This window comes from Eikenella sp. Marseille-P7795 (assembly GCF_916618725.1).
In the GTDB taxonomy this organism is placed as follows: Bacteria; Pseudomonadota; Gammaproteobacteria; order Burkholderiales; family Neisseriaceae; genus Eikenella; species Eikenella longinqua.
In genome coordinates this window covers 1-21906 of the sequence record NZ_CAKAJZ010000011.1, presented here as the reverse complement: position 1 = coordinate 21906, position 21906 = coordinate 1, and the positions used below count along the sequence as shown (strand labels likewise).

23 protein-coding genes, 1 tRNA gene and 2 pseudogenes are annotated in these 21906 nt (G+C 58.1%); 14 read left to right on the top strand and 12 right to left on the bottom strand.

Annotated features, from left to right (window positions below; genetic code table 11):
- Nucleotides 1-8 precede the first annotated feature (8 nt).
- Together LG371_RS11565 and LG371_RS11560 are read right to left on the bottom strand one after the other, a co-directional pair.
- Entirely contained in the window at nt 9-278 is a 270-nt protein-coding gene (locus tag LG371_RS11565) for an accessory factor UbiK family protein (protein WP_067591894.1), read from the bottom strand.
- 149 nt (nt 279-427) lie between these two features.
- On the bottom strand, nt 428-889 hold the full coding sequence (locus LG371_RS11560) for a DUF4149 domain-containing protein (protein WP_067591640.1): 462 nt from the start codon (nt 887-889) through the stop codon (nt 428-430).
- A gap of 155 nt (nt 890-1044) precedes the next feature.
- On the opposite strand from LG371_RS11560, the gene ttcA reads away from it, so the two are divergent.
- From ttcA to LG371_RS11545, 3 genes are all read left to right on the top strand, one after another.
- Entirely contained in the window at nt 1045-1998 is a 954-nt protein-coding gene (gene ttcA / locus LG371_RS11555) for a tRNA 2-thiocytidine(32) synthetase TtcA (protein ID WP_067591637.1), read from the top strand.
- Entirely contained in the window at nt 1988-2707 is a 720-nt protein-coding gene (locus tag LG371_RS11550; RefSeq protein ID WP_067591634.1) for a CPBP family intramembrane glutamic endopeptidase, read from the top strand. The genes ttcA and LG371_RS11550 overlap by 11 nt, the downstream gene beginning before the upstream one ends.
- Nucleotides 2708-2855: 148 nt before the next feature.
- The gene (locus tag LG371_RS11545; protein ID WP_067591631.1) at nt 2856-3320 is read left to right on the top strand and encodes a DUF6678 family protein; all 465 of its coding nucleotides are present in this window, start codon (nt 2856-2858) and stop codon (nt 3318-3320) included.
- A gap of 251 nt (nt 3321-3571) precedes the next feature.
- Here LG371_RS11545 and hemH read toward each other — a convergent pair whose 3' ends face one another.
- The 3 genes from hemH to LG371_RS11530 all read right to left on the bottom strand — a co-directional run bounded on the left by hemH (nt 3572) and on the right by LG371_RS11530 (nt 7631).
- Nucleotides 3572-4582 (bottom strand): ferrochelatase, encoded by a 1011-nt coding sequence (gene hemH, locus LG371_RS11540; RefSeq protein WP_225748577.1) that lies wholly within the window; start codon nt 4580-4582, stop codon nt 3572-3574.
- Between the two features lie 211 nt (nt 4583-4793).
- On the bottom strand, nt 4794-7178 hold the full coding sequence (locus tag LG371_RS11535; RefSeq protein ID WP_225748576.1) for a DNA translocase FtsK: 2385 nt from the start codon (nt 7176-7178) through the stop codon (nt 4794-4796).
- Nucleotides 7179-7400: 222 nt separating this feature from the next.
- Nucleotides 7401-7631 carry a hypothetical protein gene (locus LG371_RS11530; RefSeq protein ID WP_225748575.1) on the bottom strand — a complete coding sequence of 77 codons (231 nt, stop codon included), beginning with the start codon at nt 7629-7631 and terminating at the stop codon, nt 7401-7403.
- A gap of 164 nt (nt 7632-7795) precedes the next feature.
- Between LG371_RS11530 and LG371_RS11525 the strand changes: the two are divergent.
- Nucleotides 7796-8448: pseudogene (locus LG371_RS11525) on the top strand (IS1595 family transposase).
- A gap of 157 nt (nt 8449-8605) precedes the next feature.
- A pseudogene (locus tag LG371_RS11520) lies at nt 8606-9689 on the top strand (metallophosphoesterase).
- A gap of 174 nt (nt 9690-9863) precedes the next feature.
- On the opposite strand, the gene LG371_RS11515 reads toward LG371_RS11520, so the two are convergent.
- The 6 genes from LG371_RS11515 to upp form a co-directional block, all read right to left on the bottom strand.
- Nucleotides 9864-10556, bottom strand: coding sequence for a hypothetical protein (locus LG371_RS11515; RefSeq protein WP_225748574.1), 693 nt, complete (start codon nt 10554-10556; stop codon nt 9864-9866).
- A 13-nt stretch (nt 10557-10569) separates the two neighbouring features.
- Complete coding sequence (locus LG371_RS11510) at nt 10570-10713, bottom strand: hypothetical protein (RefSeq protein WP_225748573.1); 144 nt, start codon at nt 10711-10713, stop codon at nt 10570-10572.
- A gap of 68 nt (nt 10714-10781) precedes the next feature.
- A complete protein-coding gene (locus tag LG371_RS11505; RefSeq protein ID WP_225748572.1) occupies nt 10782-11372 on the bottom strand; it encodes a hypothetical protein in 591 nt (196 codons plus the stop codon).
- Nucleotides 11373-11784: 412 nt separating this feature from the next.
- Entirely contained in the window at nt 11785-12150 is a 366-nt protein-coding gene (locus tag LG371_RS11500) for a hypothetical protein (protein ID WP_225748571.1), read from the bottom strand.
- A 127-nt stretch (nt 12151-12277) separates the two neighbouring features.
- Entirely contained in the window at nt 12278-12964 is a 687-nt protein-coding gene (locus LG371_RS11495; protein WP_225748570.1) for a sulfite exporter TauE/SafE family protein, read from the bottom strand.
- Nucleotides 12965-13191: 227 nt separating this feature from the next.
- The gene (gene upp / locus LG371_RS11490) at nt 13192-13827 is read right to left on the bottom strand and encodes a uracil phosphoribosyltransferase (RefSeq protein WP_067593616.1); all 636 of its coding nucleotides are present in this window, start codon (nt 13825-13827) and stop codon (nt 13192-13194) included.
- 265 nt (nt 13828-14092) lie between these two features.
- Between upp and LG371_RS11485 the strand changes: the two genes are divergently transcribed.
- The 9 genes from LG371_RS11485 to LG371_RS11445 all read left to right on the top strand — a co-directional run bounded on the left by LG371_RS11485 (nt 14093) and on the right by LG371_RS11445 (nt 21305).
- A tRNA-Tyr gene (locus LG371_RS11485) sits at nt 14093-14168 on the top strand.
- Nucleotides 14169-14611: 443 nt separating this feature from the next.
- Complete coding sequence (locus LG371_RS11480) at nt 14612-14869, top strand: hypothetical protein (RefSeq protein WP_067593619.1); 258 nt, start codon at nt 14612-14614, stop codon at nt 14867-14869.
- Nucleotides 14870-14959: 90 nt separating this feature from the next.
- Nucleotides 14960-16150: a slipin family protein gene (locus tag LG371_RS11475; protein WP_225748569.1), complete on the top strand. Its 1191-nt coding sequence runs from the start codon at nt 14960-14962 to the stop codon at nt 16148-16150.
- Between the two features lie 444 nt (nt 16151-16594).
- Entirely contained in the window at nt 16595-16795 is a 201-nt protein-coding gene (locus tag LG371_RS11470) for a DUF2788 domain-containing protein (protein ID WP_067593622.1), read from the top strand.
- Nucleotides 16796-16926: 131 nt separating this feature from the next.
- The gene (gene trxA, locus LG371_RS11465; RefSeq protein ID WP_067593625.1) at nt 16927-17253 is read left to right on the top strand and encodes a thioredoxin TrxA; all 327 of its coding nucleotides are present in this window, start codon (nt 16927-16929) and stop codon (nt 17251-17253) included.
- Nucleotides 17254-17499: 246 nt separating this feature from the next.
- Entirely contained in the window at nt 17500-18759 is a 1260-nt protein-coding gene (gene rho, locus LG371_RS11460) for a transcription termination factor Rho (RefSeq protein ID WP_067593630.1), read from the top strand.
- Nucleotides 18760-18863: 104 nt separating this feature from the next.
- Nucleotides 18864-19658 carry a serine O-acetyltransferase gene (gene cysE, locus LG371_RS11455; protein WP_225748568.1) on the top strand — a complete coding sequence of 265 codons (795 nt, stop codon included), beginning with the start codon at nt 18864-18866 and terminating at the stop codon, nt 19656-19658.
- A 119-nt stretch (nt 19659-19777) separates the two neighbouring features.
- Nucleotides 19778-20668, top strand: coding sequence for a lipid A biosynthesis lauroyl acyltransferase (locus tag LG371_RS11450; RefSeq protein ID WP_225748567.1), 891 nt, complete (start codon nt 19778-19780; stop codon nt 20666-20668).
- 70 nt (nt 20669-20738) lie between these two features.
- Nucleotides 20739-21305, top strand: a complete 567-nt coding sequence (locus LG371_RS11445; RefSeq protein WP_225748566.1) for a hypothetical protein — start codon at nt 20739-20741, stop codon at nt 21303-21305.
- 163 nt (nt 21306-21468) lie between these two features.
- On the opposite strand, the gene LG371_RS11440 is transcribed toward LG371_RS11445, so the two are convergent.
- Nucleotides 21469-21906 (bottom strand): PaaI family thioesterase (locus LG371_RS11440; protein WP_370632695.1); only part of this gene is annotated, 438 nt, incomplete at its 5' end.

Sequence of the window (21906 nt, the reverse complement as noted above, 5' to 3'; positions counted from 1 at the left end):
CGCGCTTCCTATTGCTGTTCGGAACGGTTGGGCAGGGCGGCTGCCGGGGCGGCGGCTTCCAGCTTGGCCAGGCGCGCTTCTAGGGCGGCCAGCTTTTCGCGGGTTTTGATGAGCACCTGCTGCTGGATGTCGAACTCTTCGCGCGTTACCAAATCCAGCTTGTTAAACGTGCTGCCGAGCAGGGTTTTCACGTTTTTCTCGGCATCTTTCACCGGGCTTGCGGCGATGGTGCTGCTGATTTTTTCGGCGAGTTCGTCGAGGATTTTTTTGGCCAGCATGGCGGTTTCCTTGTGTTGGGATGTGAACGGCTGCATTTTATCGGCGCAGGGGTGGGGCAGCAAGCATTAAGGGCGGCAAACGTGAAAAAGGCTACCTGAAAACCCTGCGGCAGATATTTTCAGGTAGCCTTTCATTTTTCAGGTAGCCTTTAATGCCACTCGAAGCGCACCAGCCGCATCAGCAGCACCAAGCCCAGCAGGCTCACCAGCATATACAGGCTGCTCGACATGCCGTGCCAGAAGCCCATTTCGCCGCCGAGCAGGTTGGATAGCCAATGCGTTTGCCCCGTGCGCAGCGCGCGGATGAGCGGCACCAGCACGAATTGCGACACCGCCAGCAGCAGCCAGGTGAACGCCACCAAGCGCGAGGAAAGCTTGCTGTTGCCTCCCCGGCCAAACGACTGCCGCCGCGCCGAAACGCCGGCCAGATACACCACCGCCCACACAAACAGCCCGATATAGTTCACCGTGCTAAACAGCACCCCGGCCAGCGTGCCGGCCTGCTCCTTGGGCAGCGATTGGAACAACAAAGGCGCCACGCCGTAGCCCGCCAGCACATAAGCCCCGAACCACACCGACACCAACAGCGCCAACACTCGATTTGCAAACATTCGCATCCTTTCTCTGCCAAAATAGGTAAAACAAGGCGCAGTGTACCGTATTCTTCACATTCTTTCAGCCGCTCCCGCGCTGATTTACCTGCTATAAAATCCGCCTACACTGCGTTACAATCCCGCATTTTTCGTTTCCGCCCCATACCCGCGCCATGTCGAACAAACCGAAAACCGAACACGAAGCCAACAAACTGCACAAACGCCTGCGCCACGCCGTAGGCCAAGCCATCAACGATTTCAACATGATCGAGCCGGGCGACAAAATCATGGTCTGCCTCTCCGGCGGCAAAGACAGCTACGCCTTGCTCGACATCCTGCGCCAGCTGCAAGCCAGCGCGCCGATTGATTTCGAGCTGGTGGCCGTGAATCTCGACCAAAAACAGCCCGGCTTCCCCGAAGACGTGCTCCCAGGCTACCTGAAAAGCATCGGCGTACCCTTCAAAATCGTGGAAGAAGACACCTATTCCACCGTAAAACGCGTGCTCGACGAAGGCAAAACCACCTGCTCGCTATGCAGCCGCCTGCGCCGCGGCATCCTCTACCGCACGGCTAAAGAGCTGGGCTGCACCAAAATCGCCCTCGGCCACCACCGCGACGATATTCTCGCCACGCTGTTTTTAAACATGTTTTACGGCGGCAAACTCAAAGCCATGCCGCCCAAGCTGGTGAGCGACAACGGCGAGCATATCGTGATCCGCCCGCTGGCTTATGTGAAAGAGAAAGATTTGATTAAATATGCGGAACTGAAGCAGTTTCCGATTATCCCGTGCAACCTGTGCGGCTCGCAGCCGAATTTGCAGCGGCAGGTGGTGGGCGAGATGCTGAAAGATTGGGACAAGCGCTTCCCCGGCCGCATCGAAAGCATGTTTTCCGCGCTGCAAAACGTGGTGCCCTCGCATTTGGCCGATACCGAACTGTTTGACTTCGCCAACCTGCAACGCGGCCAGAGCTTGAAACATGGCGGCGATTTGGCGTTCGACAGCGAAACGGTGTCGTTTGATGCGCCGCGCGATGAAGAAGACGAAAGGCTACCTGAAAAATCCGGCCGCAAGGTAATCAACATCTTGGCCAGCAAGCCGAAGGAAGGGGGTTGCGGTGCGCGATAACGTGCTGGCCGTGCTGCGGCTGCTGGGCCTGCTGCTGGTGATGACTGCGTTGCCGATGTTGGCGGGATTGTTCATATATGCCAACGCGGTGCAGGGCTGGCACGCGGCAGGCGGCATGGCTTGGTATGCGGCGCAGGGCGTGGAAACGCTGCTGTTTGGCGCGGCGGGCGGGGCGGTGGTGTATTGGTTTGCCCGGATTTACCGGCGCGGCGCCAAGGGACATTTCCTGGCGCTGTCTGAGCCGATCTGCGCCAAAAAGCTGCTGCTCGCGGCGGGCTACCTGCTGCTTCTGCTTGCCGTGGGGCCGCTGTATGAGTCGCTGATGCGCGCGCTGGGCGTGGATGTGGGGGTGGACAATTTGGCCAACCAGCAGATTTTGCTGCATTTGGTGCGCCAATTGCCGCTGCCGATGGTGCTGTATATCGTGCTGCTGGCGCCGCTGCTGGAAGAGCTGTTGCTGCGCGGCATTTTCTTCCAGAGCTTCGGCGTGCCGCACGGCCGCGGTAAACGCCTGGCCTTGCTGGCGGCTTCGGCCTTTGTGTTCGGCAGCCTGCACAACCCGCCCGCGGAGCCTGCCTTTTTGCTGTATTTTTCCATGGGACTGGTGCTGGGCGGCGCGTATCTGCACACCAAAGATTTGAAATATCCGGTGCTGATTCATATGCTAAACAACGCCATCAGCCTGGTATCGGCGTTTTGGCCGGAGTAGGGCGCGGCAATCCGGAAGGCTACCTGAAAACGCAGCTTCAACGAGGTTAAAACGAAGCTGCCGAAGGAAGCGGAGTTTCTGCGAAGCTAAAAATCACAGCGGCAGGGCGTTTCGGTTTTCAGGTAGCCTGGCGGGAAAGGAGAACATCATGCAGACACAAACAGACGAACAGGCAGGGCTCAAAAGCAAAGCAGAACGCTACCGCCGCCGCGTGCGCGAATTTGTGCGGCAACATGGGCTGGTGGGGGCGATGAACAACACCAAATGGCGGGAGCTGCGCGGGGCGATGGACGAGTGGGAAAATGCGCCGGCCTATGAAATCAAGTATTTGTTTGATGAAATATCGGAAGCAGAAGTTGAGCAAGCCATAGTGGAAACCACGGTGGCAATCGGCGATTGGGGCGATGAGCATTTCTATCCAATGTTTGACATCGAATGGGTGAAAATCCGCAAATTGCGTTCGGTGTTCCGCGGGCATTTGATTGCGCCGGAAATTGTGGACAACAGCGCGGGCATCCGCGCGATATTGGAGCGCTTCAGTATTCCGTATGTGGAAAATGAGTTTTGCTTTACGGTGTATGGCTACCTGAAAGGCTATAGCGAACCAACTTAACTTTCGCTACGGTGTATGGCTACCTGAAAGGCTATAGCGAACCAACTTAACTTTCGCTACGGTGTTAGCTCGCCTTGCCGTACTCCTGTACTGTCTGCGGCTCGCTGCCTGGTATCGAAAGCCAATTTGATTCGCTATAAATTGCCGGAAGGTAAGGATAAAGGCTACCTGAAAATGAGCTTTGCGCGTGTTTGCGAAGTTAAATTTTCAGGTAGCCTTTTTCTGTGTTCAGCCAGTCTGGCGGCTTTTCACTACACCCAGCCACCGAGGTTTTCCAGGGCGATGTCGGCGAGGGCTTCGATGAAGACGGGGTTGTCGTTGAGGCAGAGGATGAAGCGGAAGGTTTGGCCGCCGGCTTCGTGGAATTGTTCGCGCCCTTGGATGGCGAGCTCTTCGAGGGTTTCGAGGCAGTCGCTCACGAAGCCGGGGCAGAAGAGGTCGAGCTCGCGGATATTGTGTTTGGCGGGGAGCTCGGTGAGCAGTTGGTCGGTGGCGGGGCCAATCCAGCGGGCGCGGCCGAAGCGGCTTTGGAAGGCGAGATACCACTCTTGGGGGGAGAGGTGGAGGGCTTCGGCCAAGAGTTGGGCGCTGGCGCGGCATTCGGCGGCGTAGGGGTCGCCTTGTTGCACGGAGGCTTCGGGGATGCCGTGGAAGCTGAAGAGGATGCGCTGGCCGCGGCCGTGCTGCTGCCAGTAGGCGCGGATGTGGGCGGCCATGGCTTGGATGTAGTCGGGGTGGTTGTAGAAGCGGCTGATGGTGCGCAGGCTGATTTGGTTGCGCTGTTTGACAAGTTCGTTCAGCACTTTATCGAGCGCGGCGCCGCTGCTGCTGGCGGCGTATTGGGGATAGAGGGGCAGCACGAGCAGGCGGTCTACGCCTTGGGCTTTCATGGTGGCGAGGGTGTGGGCCACGGAGGGCTCGCCGTAGGACATGGCGTGCTCCACCAATACTTGCGGCAGCAGTTTTTGCAGGGCGGCGGCTTGTTTGGCGGTGAACACGGCCAGCGGGGAGCCTTGGGGCTGCCAGATTTGCCGGTAGCCGTGGGCGCTTTTTTTGGCGCGGAAGGGGAGGATGAGGCCGCGCAGCAGGGGCTGCCACAGCAGGCGGGGCAGCTCGACCACGCGCTGGTCGGAGAGGAATTGGCGCAGATAGGGGCGTACGGCTTCGGCGGTGGGGGCGGAGGGGGTGCCGAGGTTGATGAGCAGGATGCCGACGCGGGTGGGGTGGCTGCCGTGGGGCGGCTCGGGAAGGAAGTGGGGCATGGGCGGGTGTTCCTTGCGGTGTGGTTGGGTGTTGTGTTGTTGTTGGGCTACCTGAAAAGGGTTGGCAAGCCGGTTTTGTTTTTCAGGTAGCCTGTTGTGTGCTTGGGGCTACCTGAAAAATATTGCTGCTTTGCCGGGCATGAATGCCCGGCCTACGTTGCTTGTTTTCAGGTAGCCTTTTCTGTTGCCAAAGGCTACCTGAAAAGTTGCGCTACAAATCATCCTTCCTGGCCAATATTTTGCGCGCGCCGCTCACATCGGCGGGGGAGACGATGCCGGCGTCTTCCAGCGCCTGCATCAGGTTGGCGGCGCGGTTGTAGCCGATGCGCAGCTGGCGTTGCAGCGAGGAAATGGAGGTTTTGCGGCTTTCCAGGATGAAGGCGACGGCTTGGTCGAACATTTCGTCGCTGCCGGCATTGGGGTGCACGGCGTTCACGGTTTCCTGCGCGGCTTCGCCGGAGAGCAGGCCTTCGATGTAGTCGGCGCCCTGCTGGCGTTTGGCGAAGGAGGCCACTTCGTGCACTTCGTGGTCGCTCACAAAGGCGCCCTGCAGGCGCACGGGCTCGGCGCTGCCGGGCTGGAGGAAGAGCAAATCACCGTATTTGAGCAGGTCTTCGGCGCCCATTTGGTCGAGGATGGTGCGGCTGTCGATGCGGCTTTGCACGGTGTAGGCCATGCGGGTGGGGATGTTGGCTTTAATCAGGCCGGTTACCACGTCCACGCTGGGGCGCTGTGTGGCCACGATGAGGTGCATGCCGGCGGCGCGGGCTTTTTGTGCCAGGCGGGCGATTTGCGTTTCCACCGCCTTTTTCTCGGTCATCATCAAATCGGCCAATTCATCAATCACAATCACGATATAGGGCAGCTTTTGCAGCGGCTTGGGCTCGTCGGGATTGGGGCTGAAGGGGTTGGGCAGCGGCTTGCCGGCTGCGGCGGCTTCGGCCACTTTCTGATTGAAGCCGGCCAGGTTGCGCACGCCGGCGTGGGAGAGCAGGCGGTAGCGTTTTTCCATTTCGGCCACGCACCAATTGAGCGCCTGCCCGGCCTCGCGCATATCGGTTACCACCGGGCAGAGCAGGTGCGGGATGCCTTCATACACGGAAAGCTCCAGCATTTTCGGGTCGATCATGATGAAGCGCACTTCATCCGGCGCGGCCTTATACAGAATCGACATAATCATGGCGTTCACGCCCACCGATTTGCCCGAGCCGGTCATGCCGCCCACCAGGAGGTGCGGCATTTTGCCCAAATCGGCCACCACCGGCTGCCCGGCAATATCCTTGCCCAGCGCCACGGTGAGCTTGGATTGCGCCTCGGTGAACACCGGGGAGGAGAAAATCTCGCGCAGCAGCACTTCCTGCCGCTTCTCGTTCGGCACTTCGATGCCCATGGTGCTCTTGCCGGAGATGGTTTCCACCACGCGCACCGACTGCATGGAAAGCGAGCGCGCCAAATCTTTGGCAAGATGCGTAATCTGGCTGCCCTTCACGCCCTGCGCCGGCTCGATTTCAAAACGCGTGATCACCGGCCCGGCGGTGGCGCTCACCACGGTTACCTGAATGCCGAACTCCGCCAGCTTGGCTTCGATGCGCTCGGCCATGCGTTGCAGCGCTTCGGGGTTGATTTCCGATTTGTGCTCCTGCGGGCGCGTGAGCAAATCCAGCTCGGGCAGGCGGTATTCGCCGTCTTCCGCGTGGCGTTTCGGGTCGAACAAATCCTTCTGCCGCTCCGGCGCCGGTTTTTCAGGTAGCCTCTGCTCAGCCGGCTGGCTAATCTGCACCGCCACCGGCTTGCGGTTGCTGCTGGCGCCGGCCACGGTTTCCACCTCTTCCGCCGTGATGCTTTTCGCCGCGCGCACCATACGGCGGGCAAACTTCGCATTCGGCATTTCGCGCACAAACTGGTGCGGCCGGCGGATCAGCCGATACCACAGCCATTCCAGCTGCGCCCCCGCCTTTTCCAAAAGCGTGAGCCACGACACCTGCAACAGCAGCGAAAGCCCCGCCACAATCAGCACCACCTGCACCAGCAGGCTGCCCGACACCCCCAACAGCCGCGTAAAACCGCCGCCAATCGACTGCCCGATTAAGCCGCCCGCGCCCATCGGCAGGCTCTCGCGCAATTCCGCCGACCAAGCCGCCGCCTCCAAAAGCGGGCTGCCAAACAGCAACAGCGCCGCCCCGCCCAAGCCCATGCCCAAGTGATACGGCTTCTCGCTGCTCTGCTTCACGCTGCGGAAATTGTGATACAGCCACACCGCCGCCGCCAGCAGCAGCCACCACACCGACAGCCCAAACAAATAATAAGCCACATCCGCCGTATAAGCCCCCGCGAGCCCCGCCAGATTGCGCGGCGCCGCATCGTTGGGAATACTGCGCGACCAGGCCGGGTCTTCCATGGTGAAGCTTGCCAGCGCCAGCGCCAGGCACACCGTGAGCAGCAGCACCAAGAGCCACAGCATATCCGCCAGCAGCGAAATGGATTGCGACGCCGCCGCAGCCGCCGAAGGCACATGGCTCCGGCGCGCGGATTTGGAAGGGGGATTATGCCGGTTCGGCTTCGGCTTGGCGGGTTTGCGGGAAGGTTTCTTGCTCATATTTCACAACTGCCGGCAGCCCGATAGGGGCTACCTGAAAAACGGTGGATAACTGATTACAGCCTGGGATGACGGCCGGGCGCGGCCATACAAAACGCCGCATTATAGCAGCATTGCCCAAGGCTCGGCGCGGCAGGGGCGGGAGGAAAAGGCTACCTGAAAATTTCAGGTAGCCTTTTGGGTTTGGGCTTACGGCTGGGAGGAGACAGTGGGTTCGCTGGCTCAAGGTGGTGGGATTAAAACTTTAATAGCAAATGTAATCGTTTTTTGCTTAAACTCACTTTCCCTAGGACAGCGCATCCCTCTGCCCCAAGGGTTTGGATTCTGCTCAAATTTGGAATAGCCTAATTCTGGCACAAAGGCATACATGGTTTTCTCAGCCATCAGCTCATTGGTTTGGGTATCGATAATCTTGATAGTTGTTCCGGCTATCCAATGTTTGCGGTTTCCCAAGAAACATCGTTTTCGTAGGTAACGGCATAGCGGGCGCGGAGATGGGGATTGGGTTGTTTATCTAAACTCCATTCCTGATCTGCCTTGTAAGCGCTGTAACGAATAATTGAATTGTCTTTCTGTAAGGGACTGACGTAGATTAGCAGCTATGCTAGGCTACGAAAATGCAAATAACCAATTGTAAACTAAGTGGGAAAATACAAAAGAAACTGCTCGAGTTTTTGTACTCGAAGTTACCGCCCGTGCCGCTGCTGATATTTTGGGCATACAGCCCAACTCTGCTATCCTGTTCTACCACAAAATCCGCCAAGTCATCAGCCATCATCTGGCACTGGCGGCCGATGAAATTTTCGCCGGCCCGGTCGAATTGGACGAAAGCTATTTCGGCGGACGCCGCAAAGGCAGGCGAGGACGTGGTGCGGCAGGCAAGGTAGTGGTATTCGGCATCCTGAAACGGCAGGGACGGGTCTACACTATTGTGGTGGATAATGCCAAGTCTGAAACATTGATGCCTGTAATAAAAAGGAAAATTATGCCGGACAGCATTGTCTATACCGACAGCCTGAGCAGTTACGACAAGTTGGGCGTGAGTGGTTTTATCCATCACCGTATTAACCATTCCAAGGAATTTGCAGACCGTCAAAACCACATTAACGGCATTGAGAATTTCTGGAATCAGGCAAAACGTGTCTTACGCAAATACAACGGAATCGACCGCAAATCTTTCCTGCTGTTCTTGAAAGAATGCGAATTTCGGTTTAACTTCGGTACACCGTCTCAACAGCTTAAAATCCTGCGGAGATGGTGTGGAATTTAGGGCTAATCTACGTCAACCCAAACGAAATGAAATGCGGCGCGGGTAGCGTTTGCCATGCGGAAGATTAAGCCGCATACCGCCGCGCGCGCTAAACGGCGGTTTACATTTGCCTGCGCTACAATCCGCGCCCTTTTCTTATGCAAACGGATGAAAGCTTATGTGGTGGGTTTTGCTGCTGACGGTGTTGCTGATGCAGCTGTTTACTTGGCTGTTTGGGCGCGGCTTGCTGTGGCTGCTGGAAGGCTACCTGAAAAAGGGCGGCCGGCGTGCGGTGTGGTTGCTGGTGTTTGGAGGGGGCAATGCGCTGCTGGCTTTGTCGTTGCTGCGCGTGTGGCCGGGCGCGTTCCGGCTCACGGCGCTGTGGATGGTGGTGCTGAATTACGGCGCGCTCACCATGCTGGCGGTGTGGCTTTTAGGGCGGCTGTTGCGGCTGAAGTGGGCGCCGGAGCGCACGGCGCGGCTGCGGCGGGTGGCGGCCGTGTTGTTGTTTGGCGGGCTGTTTGCGCTCTCGCTGTATAACGCCTACACGCCGGTGGTGCGGCATTATTCTGTTAGGATTAACAAGCCTTTGGGCAAGCCGGTGCGTATCGGGCTGGCCAGCGATTTGCATTTGGGCGTGCTGTTTGGCAGCCGGCAGATCGACGAACTGGTGGCCATCATGCAGCGCGAGCGGGTGGACATCATCCTCTTGCCCGGCGATTTGATGGACGACAACACCGTGGCCTACGGTGGAAAACATGCGCCCGCATTTGCAGCGGCTGCGCGCGGCTTTGGGCGTGTATGCCACGCTGGGCAACCATGATTTGTTTGGGCATCAGGCGGAAATCGCCGCCGCGCTGCAAGAGGCGGGGATTAGCGTGCTGCACGACAGCGCGGTGCTGGTGGACAACCGTTTTTGGGTGCTCGGCCGGCCGGACGAGCTGGACAGGCAGCGCGCCGACACCGCCGATTTGCTGGCCAAAATCGACACCGAGCGCCCCGTGTTCCTGCTCGACCACCGCCCCACTTCCATCGCGCGGCACGAAAAGCTGCCGATCGACGTGCAGGTGTCCGGCCATGTGCACAACGGGCAGATTTTCCCCGCCAACCTGCTGGTGAAGCTGTTCAACGATTTAGCCTACGGCTACGAGGCGCGCGGGCGCGGGCATTATTTTGTTACCTCGGGCTACGGCTTCTGGGGCGTGCCGCTGCGGCTGGGCTCGCAATCGGAGGTGGTGGTGATTGATGTGGCGGGGGAGTAGGGCTGGGTTGATGATGAAGTGGAGAGGCTACCTGAAAAAGCTAGGCAGGTTGGGCATTGATGTTTGGTTGATGGTAGGGGAAACGAGGCAAGAGAAATTTTTCAGGTAGCCTTTTGCCGGATAGATGGGCTACCTGAAAAAAGATGGGTGCGAATTTGGCAGAAATGAGATGCGCTAGCCCTGCTGATTAGGAAAGTGCAATAATTTCCGACGCTCTGGATGTACCCAGCTTTCAAACACACAGGCCCTCCCGCTGTAAAAATCGGGATTGAATAAGTCGATACCGAAATGGCTGCAATAGCGCTCCACCATTTCCGGAGTCAGCCGGTCTTTGATGCGCCGGGCTTGGTATTGTTCAAATTCCTCAAATGGGAGGGGGTCACCCCTTCCTTCAAACTCCCAGCGGCTTTCATGATGTGCCGCAATATAACGGTAGGGAAATTGATTGTGCCAGCCTGTCCCTGTTGCAGAAAGCACTTTTTCTGGCCGTGTACCATCTTTATAAAGAAACTGTGTTGAACCTGGTTTGATTTTAGGAATATTCCGCACCAAGGTTACGGCTATTTCGCGCACTCCTAATTTCTCACATAAATAAGGAGGATCCGAATTAAGACAGGTGCCATGCATACTATTATTAACATAAACGCACCAATTAGACTTGGTTTCGGAAACCATCACTTTGGAACGGTTGAGCGGCAGCAGGCTATTCAATCGCTGCTCCCATGTGCCACCGATGTCGATTTTTCTAGTGGGAATAGGATATTCACTAATCACATCCCGATTACGCTCCCATTGCACGATAAAATCGACCAGCTCGTCATAGGGGATGTCAAAAAAAAAGCCATAAAATTTGAGACTAATAGACAAAAGGGATGATTTTTCATCCCTTTTGTCCTTTCTTGACTCTGAAGAAATTATCTATAAACAATTTCTTAGTCTGCACACCCATCCCCGCATGACAGCGGATTTTGACCTTCAATTCACCAAATCGCCCTTCCAACATATTGGTGGTGTTCGGCATCATCCATTCCCGGTTCCGTTCAAAAGTAAACAGGTATGGCAGGCCGCTGTTCAGGCTGTGATATGCACGCCTCAGGTGTTTGTGGGTAACCACCATCGTGCCCCCCCTTCTTCTTCCCCATAGCTCTTCTCGTTCAGGTAGTCGCGGTATCGGCTGTGCCATTGTTGCAATTGTCGGGTGAAGTCTGCCTGGGATAGCCGGAACAGGCTGTCTGCCAGGGCTTTGAGTTCCTTAGCGGCTGCGGATTTGGGTTTGCGTGTCAGGTAGCGCCGTATGGTTTGCTGTTGATGAAACTGGCATAGCTGAAAGGGAATGTCGGGAAGAAGCTTGGCTAGGCCTTTGAAGCCATCGGCAGTAATGCTCTGGATGGAGATGCCTTGCCTGAGGATGTGCCTCAATCCTGCTTGGTAGAGGGCGGCGGTTTCGCGTTCGACGTATTGGTGGTGCAGTACTTGTCCGCTCAGGCTGTCGAGAAACACCATGACGCCGAAGTTCCTGCCGAAGTAGGTGGTGTCCATAATGAGGTTGGCGGCCCATACTTTTTGGGCGGTGTTTGCAGGCGGAGCGACTTGCCGGATATGGCGTTGGATGGTTTTGGCGCTGCATTGGTAACGGACGGCCAATTGTGCGAGCGTTTGCTTGCCGTGGATGTACTCTTGCAACAGTTGGCTGGGAGAAGGGAGTTTGGAGACGGGCAGGTACTTTTGGCAGGCGGAACATTTATATCTTTGCCGGCCGTTTTTACAGCCGTTCTTAACGAGGGTACTTTTATGGCAAAAAGGGCATTTTTAACGAACATTGGCAAAAAATCGCTGAAAGCCATGTATGGTAAGGCTTCCAGCGATTTTTATCATCCCATTTGTCCTTTAGTCCGAAAAATGGTTCCGTGCTGGGTGTAGTGCAACGAGCCATTCGCTTTGTTCCCGTTGTTTGATTGTGTTCCCGTCAAGCCAAAAGGCTACCTGAAAAACATGTCGTTGTTTTTCAGGTAGCCTTGGCAATGGGCTTTATGAACGGGGTTGCCTGGTTTATTCAGGCGCAATGCTTCGCGCAAGGGGCCGTCGTGCAGCCAAATCATGGCGCACAGGCCGTAGAGGCAGGCGGAGGCGGGGCGTTGCCGCTGCGCATCATGGCGAGGGCGGCCGGGTCTTGCCATGACCAATAAAGCCAGTAGATGCCGTCCACGGAAAACCACATGCCGAACAGGGCGAGCGGCAGCCATTTCCAGCGGCGGTGGGCGAGGGTACGCGAGGTGATGGGAGCAAACAGATAGGTGCTGAAGGCCATCGGGAAGCTGATGGGGATGTCCCAATCGGGAGCGGGCTGGAGGTAGGAGCCGGCGATGAGGATGGCGATGCCGCAGGCTAGGGTAAAGAGTTTCCAGGGGCGGAGGTAGTCGTGCAGGGAGATAAGAGGTATGGCGGGGTTTGGGGTGGGCATATTGGGTATTTGGACTGTGTTGAAGCTGCGTTTTTAGCTTTGCAGAAACTCAGCCTTGCTGCGCAAGACATCGTTTTAGCTTCGCATTAGCTTCGCAGAAACTCGTCTTCCTTCGGAAGCCTCGTTTTCAGGTAGCCTGAAGCCAGCCGGCTATGTTGTGCCACAGCTGCCACGCTGCCCACAGGCTCACGGAAAGCCCGGCGGCCAAACGGAAACGGCGGTGTTGCAGCAGCGGCTTGAGCTGTTGGGCAAACAGCCCCATCGCCAAGAGGTTGGGCAGGGTGCCCAGGCCGAAGGCGAGCATCATCAGTGCGCCGTCGGCGGCGCGGCCGCTGCCCAGCGCATACAACGAGGCGCTATACACCATGCCGCAGGGCAGCCAGCCCCACAACACGCCCACGCCGAAGCAGGCGGGCGTGTTTTTAATCGGCAGCAGGCGGTTGAGCAGCGGGTTGAGCCGCCGCCAGATGGGGCGGCCGAGTTTTTCCACTTGCGCGGCGTAGGCGTTGAGCCCGGCCAGATAGAGGCCGATAAACAGCAGCAACAGGTTGGCGGCGAGGGCGAGGCCATGTTGCAGCAGGCGGGTGTGGTCGAGCGAGATGCCGAGCTGCCCGAGGCCGCCCAGCATCAGGCCGATGAAGGTGTAGCTGGTGATGCGGCCGAGGTTCATCAGCACAATCAGTTTCGTGCGCCCCACCTGCGGCGGCAGTTGCAGGGCGAAGGCGGTGCTCAGCCCGCCGCACATGCCGGCGCAATGGCCGCCGCCGAGAAAGCCGGTGGCGGCGAGGGAGAGTAGGGTGAGGGTGGAAACCATTTTTCAGGTAGCCTTTGGCGGGGGTGAGCGGAATAGGTGTCGGATTACATCCATTTTGGGTACAAGACCGCAGCGGGAATGAAGTTAATCCGCTGTGGGCTACCTGAAAATAGGTTTGCCATGTCAGGCAGCCCGGATGAACGGCATGGGGCGCTTGGCAATACAGGCTACCTGAAAAAGGTTGCCTGATTTTTCAGGTAGCCTGTTGGTTGGGTAAGCTTGAAGAATCAGGCTTTTTGCTTGGTGCCGAAAATTTTGTCGCCGGCATCGCCCAGGCCGGGGATGATGTAGCCGTTTTCGTTCAGGTGGCTGTCAAGTGCGGCGCTGTAGATTTTCACGTCGGGGTGTTTTTCGTTCACCAGCTTCACGCCTTCGGGCGCGGCCACAAGCACCAGGGCGGTGATGTTGCGGCAGCCTTTTTTCTTCAGCAGATCGATGGTGGCCACCATGGAGCCGCCGGTGGCGAGCATGGGGTCGAGGATCATGGCGGGGCGTTTGTCCATCTTGCTCACCAGTTTTTCGAAGTAGGAAACGGGCTGCAAGGTTTCTTCGTCGCGCTGGAGGCCGACCACGCTGATTTTGGCGGTGGGCAAAAGGTCGAGCACGCCGTCGAGCATGCCCAGGCCGGCACGCAAAATCGGCACCACGGTTACGGTTTTGCCCTTAATCTGCTGCCCTTCGATGCGGCCGCACCAGCCTTCGATGGCCAAGGGCTCGGTTTCCAGATGGCGGCTGGCTTCGTAGGCCATCAGGCGGGCGAGCTCTTTCACCAGGGTGCGGAATTGGTAGGTGTTGCAGCTGGTTTTGCGCATCAGCGTGATTTTGTGCTTAATCAGCGGATGGTCGATAACGGTGATGTTCATTTTGTCTCCTTTGGGTTGGTTTGGCGGGGCGTATTGTAGCGCAAGGGCCGGGGCGGAAAAAGCGGCCTTGCGCGGGGCGGATTGTTTGCCGGCGCTTTTTTGCCTACAATCCGCCTGCCGCAGATTAAATGCCGAAACAGCGGTGTTATCTCGCAAAGATAAACCTGTGCGGGCGGCGTGCCGATTCCGTATGCAGTTTTGCCTTTATGATGCGCGCTTGGTTTGGCTCAGGCGCTTTCAAGCGGCTGTGCCCACACCAAAACCCTTTGAATTAGCTCATTCGGTAGAGCATAAGACTGTAAATCTTAGTGTAGCGGGTTCGATTCCCGCATTCAAAACCAATGGTTTAAGAGAGCAATCTCGAGGGGGTTCGAGTCCCCCCCTTTGTTATGGGAACAAAGTAGTATCTGGCAGTATCAGGCAGTACCCGCAATTTGCGTCGCCCGCCTTTTGCCTTGCGCCGCGCTGTGCCGTTTGGCAACAACGCGCAGGGCAAACCGGCCTCTTGGCCGCAGGCACGGCTGAAGCGGCAGCGGGCAAGCCCGTTTCCCCCGCAGAACGGTTTAGGCAGGATGTGAAACCTATGCGGGCGGGCGGCTGGCAGAACATCGCCGCCGCCCCAGGCAACCGGCTTGCTCCCCGCCGCCCACACGCTGCCTGCCGCCAATCAGGCCGGCACGGCGGCGGCGCAGATTGCTCCATTTCTATTTTCAGGTAGCCTCACTATGTTTCTAAAGGCTACCTGAAAACTCAAGCTTGCAAATTTTCAAACACGGAAAACATCATGTTCTTCAGCAAACTCAAGCTCCTTCCCAACGAACGCGCCATCATTGTGTTCGACGGCAGCCTGCACGGCATCCGCGGCAGCGGCAAGCATACCGTGTGGCACCTTGGCAAAAAATGCGAAACCATCGTAAACAAACTGGACAGCCTGGCCGTGCAATGGAACGGTGCGGCGGCCTGCCTGCGCTTCCAACGCGAAAAAGCCGAGCAATTCTGGCAAATCATCGATAGCCCCGTGGGCACCGACACGCTGGTGTAGCACGACCGCTATCTCACGCCGCAAATCATCCCCAGCGGTGAGAGCCGCGCCTTTTGGAAGCCGGAAAGCGGCGAAATCCACACCTGCCCCTTGCCACAAGAGGCCTTCAGGCTACCTGAAAACGTGGAAGCCGCCCTGTTGCAGCAGCCGAAATTGCAGGCGCCGCTGAAAAAATACACCGTGAGCGCCGACGAAAAAATGCTGGTGACGGTGCGCGGCGAATTGCAGGCCGTGTTTGGCACGGGCGAATATGTGCTGCACCTGCCGGCGGGAAACGACATAAAGGCATTGTTTGCCAACAGCCGGCAGCCCGTGTTCGACGATACCGCCGCAGTACAGGTGTGGGCGAAAACCCAGCCCGCGTTGGTGGCCGAGCATTTCGAATGCGTAGAAGCCGGGGCAGACGAGCTGAAACTGTATTTCGTGGGCGGCAAGCTGGCAGGCTACATCGCGCCCGACACCCGCACCTATTTCTGGAAGCAGGCCGCCGCGCCGTATGCCATCCAAACCGTTGATTTGAAAAACAGCCTGCGGATTGATGCCGATATGCAGGCCAAGCTCAAAGCCGCCGATTTCTGGCGCAGCAGCCTGGCCGATATCGTGTATTTCTTCCAAGTGCCCGCCCAGCACCAGGGCCTGCTGTATATCAATCAGGAGCTGCAGCCCGTGCTGCCCGCCGGCGAGTATTACTATTGGTCGGCCAACCGCGAGCTGCAAGCCGAAATCATCGACCTGCGCCCGCAAACCTGCGAAATTTTCGGCCAGGAGCTGCTGAGCGAAGACAAAGTTACCCTGCGCGTGAACGCCGTGTGCAACTACCGCATCACCGACGCGCCGCTGTGGCTGGCCCAGCACCGCGAGCCGGAGCAATACCTCTACCGTGAGCTGCAATTCGCCATCCGCGCCGTGGTGGGCGGCAAAACGATGGACCAGCTCCTGGCCGACAAGCAGGCCATCGACGCCGAGCTTTCCGCCGCCATGCGTGCCAAACACCTGCGCGGCATCGAAATCAGCGATGCGGGCGTGAAAGACATCATCCTGCCCGGCGAAATCCGCAGCATCCTCACCCGCGTGGTGGAAGCCGAAAAATCCGCGCTGGCCAACAACATCCGCCGCCGCGAAGAAACCGCGTCCACCCGCTCGCTGCTCAACACCTCGCGCGTGATGGAGGAAAACCCGGTGGCCCTGCGCCTGAAAGAGCTGGAAACGCTGGAGAAGGTAACCGAGAAAATCGACAAGATTTCCGTGTACGGCGCTTGGACGGCGTGCTCAACGGGCTAATCAACATCAACACGCCGAAACCGTAGGGCAGACTTTCGCGGCGCGCAAACCGTGCCGATTGTGCCGAAATATTTTTCAGGTAGCCTCCGAGCGATAGGGGCTACCTGAAAAATTTTGGCGGCGAGAAAACATCGTTTTAGCTTCGCAGAAACTCTGCTTCCTTCGGGAACATTGTTTTAGCTTCGCAGAAACTCTGCTTCCTTCGGGAACATTGTTTTAGCTTCGCAGAAACTCTGCTTCCTTCGGGAACATCGTTTTAGCTTCGCAGAAACTCTGCTTCCTTCGGGAACATCGTTTTAGCTTCGCAGAAACTCTGCTTCCTTCGGGAACATCGTTTTAGCTTCGCAGAAACTCTGCCTTGCTGCGCAAGACATCGTTTTCAGGTAGCCTCCCCGCCGCAGAATTCCTATAATACCGCTCCCACACCACCGCAAAGGAATAATCATGACCGAAGCCGAATTCTCCGCCTGGAGCATGAAAATCGGCCTCAGCGTGCTGATTGTGTTTATCGGTTTTATCATTTGGGATTTGGGCAAAAAGTCCGGCGCCAGCAAGTTTGGCATGGCCGTGCTGTTTTTCGTGCTCGGGCTGGGCGTGATGGGCTTTTTGCTGAAAGAAGTGCTGGTAAACCTGGTGCTGAATTAAGGCCGCTTCGGGCTACCTGAAAGCCGATTGCCAGAAACTATAAGCACTATTGCCGCGCCGCCCTTGTTATTTTGCCGCAAAACCCTTATCTTGCCCGCCATCTGCCAATCCCTATCTGAAAAGGAAAAAACATGAGCAATTTGATTATCCATTCTTCCGACGCCGCTTTCGAACAAGACGTGCTGAAGTCCGACCTGCCCGTATTGCTGGATTTTTGGGCGCCCTGGTGCGGCCCCTGCAAAATGATCGCCCCGATTTTGGACGACATCGCCGAAGAGCTGCAAGGCAAGCTGAAAGTGGTGAAAATCAACATCGACGACAACGAGCAAACCCCCGCCCAATTCGGCGTGCGCGGTATCCCCACGCTGATGGTGTTCAACAACGGCCAGCGCGTGGCCACCAAAGTGGGCGCCCTGAGCAAAGGCCAGCTTGTTGATTTCCTGAACGCTTCCCTGTAAGCCGCCATACTCTGCCACCGCTGCTTTGCCGGCGGTGGCTTTCCTTGACAAGCCGCCGGCAAAATCCTAGAATGCCGCCCGTTTTATCGCCCGGTTTTCTGCGGGCAACCCGTTTCTCAGGCGCACTGCCACACCGTTCTTAAAGTTTCCATCCCGTTTCCACACACAATCTTTCCGTTCCCCATGATCTGAACCGCCGTTCACATCATCCCCGTTTCATATTTTTATTTAACAGCACAACACCCTATGCACGTTTCCGAACTACAAACCCAGCATATTTCCAAACTGCTGGAAATGGCCGAGCAGCACGGCATTGAAAACGCCAACCGCCTGCGCAAACAAGATTTGGTATTCGCCATCGTCCGCCACATGATGAAGCAGGGCGAGAGCTTCACCTGCTCCGGCACGCTCGAAATCCTGCCCGACGGCTTCGGCTTCCTGCGCAGCACCGATACCTCCTATCTGGCCAGCCCCGACGATATTTATGTGTCGCCCAACCAAATCCGCCGCTTCAACCTGCACACCGGCGACACCATCGAAGGCAGCGTGCGCGTGCCCAAAGACAACGAGCGCTACTTCGCCCTGGTGCGCCTCGACACCATCAACGGCGACGACCCGGAAGTGTGCAAACACAAGATTTTGTTTGAAAACCTCACCCCGTTGTTTCCCACCCGCCCGCTCAAATTGGAGCGCGACATCAAGGCTGAGGAAAACATCACCGCCCGCGCCATCGATTTGGTTTCCCCCATCGGCATGGGGCAGCGCGGCCTCTTGGTGGCGCCGCCGAAAACCGGCAAAACCGTGATGCTGCAAAATATCGCCCATGCCATCACCGCCAACTATCCCGACGTGGTGCTGATTGTGCTGCTGATCGACGAGCGCCCGGAAGAAGTTACCGAAATGACCCGCTCCGTGCGCGGCGAAGTGGTGGCCTCCACCTTCGACGAACCGGCCGCGCGCCACGTACAAGTGGCAGAGATGGTGATTGAAAAAGCCAAGCGTATGGTGGAACACAAAAAAGACGTGGTCATCCTGCTCGATTCCATCACCCGCCTTGCCCGCGCCTACAACGCCGTGGCACCCACCTCCGGCAAAATCCTCACCGGCGGCATGGACGCCAACGCGCTGCACCGCCCCAAACGCTTCTTCGGCGCCGCCCGCAACATCGAAGAAGGCGGCTCGCTCACCATCATCGCCACCGCGCTGGTGGAAACCGGCAGCCGCATGGACGACGTGATTTTCGAAGAGTTCAAAGGCACCGGCAACATGGAGCTGCACCTCGACCGCCGCATGGCCGAAAAACGCGTGTTCCCCGCCATCAACATCAACAAATCCGGCACCCGCCGCGAAGAGCTGCTCGTGCCCAACGACCAGCTCCAGCGCATGTGGCTGCTGCGCAAATTCCTGCATCCGATGGACGATTTGGAAGCCACCGAGTTCCTGGTGGGCAAGCTCAAAGACAGCAAAACCAACGACGAATTTTTCGAGCTGATGCGCGGCAAATAAGCCCCAATATTTCAGGTAGCCTCACACCAAGGCTACCTGAAAACCATATCAGCCCCGCTGCAAAACCCAGCTCCTAGCCGCCCAAAGGCTACCTGAAAAACAAAATGACCACCCTCGATTACGAAGACAGCCGCACCCTGTGGCAAACCATCCTGGCCGAAACCGCCCAAGCCGCCGAAAGCGAGCCCATGCTGGCCAGCTTCCTGCACCAAACCGTGCTGCGCCACAGCAGCATCGACCGCGTGCTTGCCTTCCATCTTTCCAGCAAGCTCACCAGCCCCGTGATGGACAGCCGCGCGCTCAACGAAATCTTCTTCCAAGCCCTCAGCAGCGACACCCACATCTCCAAAGCCATGCAGGCCGACATCGTCGCCTACTACGAGCGCGACCCCGCCTGCGACGCCTACTACCTGCCTCTGCTCTACTACAAAGGCTTCCACGCCATACAAGCCCACCGCATCAACCACTGGCTGTGGCAGCACGGTCGAAAAACCCTTGCCTACTTCCTGCAAAACCGCGCCTCCGAAGTGTTCGGCATCGACATCCACCCCGCCGCCCGCTTCGGCCACGGCATCATGGTCGACCACGGCACCGGCCTCGTGGTGGGCGAAACCGCCGTGCTCGGCAACGACATCTCCATCCTGCACGGCGTCACGCTGGGCGGTTCCGGCAAAGAAGGCGGCGACCGCCACCCCAAAATCGGCGACGGCGTGATGATTGGCGCCAACGCCTCCATCCTCGGCAACATCCGCGTAAACGAATGCGCCAAAGTCGGCGCCGGCAGCGTGGTGGTGAGCGACGTGCCCGCCCACAGCACCGTGGTCGGCGTGCCCGCCCGCGTGATTGGGCAGGGCAACGTGCGCCCCTCCGCCGATATGGACCAAAGCCTGGATGCGTGATGGCTGCATATCAAGGCTACCTGAAAATGTGCCCCAATCATTTTCAGGTAGCCTTTTTCAGGTAGCCTTCCCGCCCGCTGCGCTATAATCCGGCCAACCCTTTCCACCGCACCCCGCCCATGAAAGCCGCCTTCTTCCTGCTCTACCTCATCCAGCTCCTGCCCTTCGCCGCCATCCAAAAGCTGGCCGACGCCATCGGCACGCTCGCCTACTACGCCGTCGCCCCCCGTCGCCGCATCGGCCAAATCAACCTGCGCCTGTGTTTTCCCGAATTAAGCGAAGCGCAGCGCCAAACCCTGCTCAAGCGCCACTTCCGCCACATGGCCAAGCTCGTGCTCGAATACGGCCTCTATTGGTACGGCAGCGCCGCGCGGCTCAAATCCCTGGTGCGCTACCAAGACAAACATCATCTCGACAACGAACTCGCCGCCGGGCACAAAGTCATCCTGCTCTACCCGCACTTCACCGCCTTCGAGCTCGCCGTATACGCCCTCAACCAAGACGTGCCGCTCACCAGCATGTATTCCCACCAGAAAAACCCCGAGCTCGACGCGCAAATCCTGCGCGGCCGCCATCGCTACGATAACGTCTTCCTCATCGGCCGCACCGAAGGCCTGCGCGCCATCATCAAACACTTGCGCGCCGACCCCGCCCCCTTCCTCTACCTGCCCGACCAAGATTTCGGCCGCAAAGATTCCATCTTCGCTGATTTCTTCGGCATCCCCACCGCCACCATCGCTGGCCTGCCCCGCATCGCCGCGCTCACCCAAGCCAAAGTCGTACCCGCCATCCCCACCCGCCAGCCAAACGGCCGCGTCGTGCTGCGCTTCTATCCCGCTTGGGAGCACTTCCCCGGCGAAGACACTGCCGCCGACGTGCAGCGCATGAACGACTTCATCGAAGCGCGCGTGCGCGAGCAGCCCGAGCAATATTTCTGGCTGCATAAACGCTTCAAAACCCGCCCCGAAGGCAGCCACGATTTCTACGCCAAGCCCGAAAAAGCCGATTAGGCGCCCGCCCGGCAAAGGCTACCTGAAAATGATTTTTCAGGTAGCCTCATCTATATGAAAGAAAACAAAAATGGAAGAAGCCGATTATCTCGCCGCCCGCCGCGAAGTGCGCGAATGGTCGTTTGGCAGTACGCTGCTCAACGGCTGGGCAACGCTGTTTGGCGCGGCGGCTTTATTGTCCGTTATCAGCCGGATTCTGCTGCTCACCCGGCAGCACCGCGTGATGTGGATATTATTGTTGCTGCTGCTATTGCTCGCCGCGGCGCTCGGCCTGGCGGTACGCTCGTGGCGGCGCCGCGCCCACTTGGGCGGCAAACCGCAGTTTCTGCGCTTGGAAGAAGCAGGCATCCGCTATTGCCTGGCCGGCGCGGGCGAAGGCTTTGTTGGCTACGACGGGCTGCAATTTGTAAACCTGCGCGGAGGCAACTTCCCCACCAAGATGTTGCTGCAATACCGCGAGCCGGGGCAAACGGGCGTGTTGCCGCAAAAAATAACGCTGGATTTGGGCAAAATCCGTCCGCTGCCCGGCCAAGGCTCGCGGCTGTGGCGCGACAGCGCCAGCGAGGCGATGAAAGTGGCGGAGGAAATCCGCCGCCGCTGCAAGCCTGGGCAGCTTTATGGGAAATTGGTGTTTTGACTGGGCGCGAAGAGGCTACCTGAAAGCGATGTCTTGCGCAGCAAGGCGGGGTATTAAGAAGCGGGGGACGCTGCGCATTTTCAGGTAGCCTTTTGTGCCGCCCAATAGCAAACCACAGCATCGATAGGGATGCTGTGGTTTTGTGTGCCATGATTGCCGAAGGTTAGCGCGGCGGCCGAGCTTCGCTGGCGGGCATTTGGAAGTGGCAGCGGGCCACGACGATGGGTTTGGCGGGGTCGGACTGCCAGGCTTCCACGGCTACGTTGGCGATGCGGCTGCCTTGGCGGGTGAGGGAGCAGCGGGCGTAGGTGGTTTCGGGCTTGCCGCTGCGCAGGTAGTCGAGAGAGAAGTCGATCATTTTGGGCAGCTCGTTGAGGCCGGCTTGGTGGTAGAGGAAGAGGACGGCGCAGCTTTCGATGAAGCCGCCGAGCATGCCGCCGTGCAGGGCAGGGAGGAATACGTTGCCGATGTTTTCGCGTTTGTAGGGCAGGGCGAAGAGGGGGCTGCCGTTGGATTCGCCGCATTGCAGACCGATGAATTCGGTGTAGGGGATGAGGTCGGCGGCTCGGGCGGTAAACTCGGGGATGGGGGTGAAGGGGGT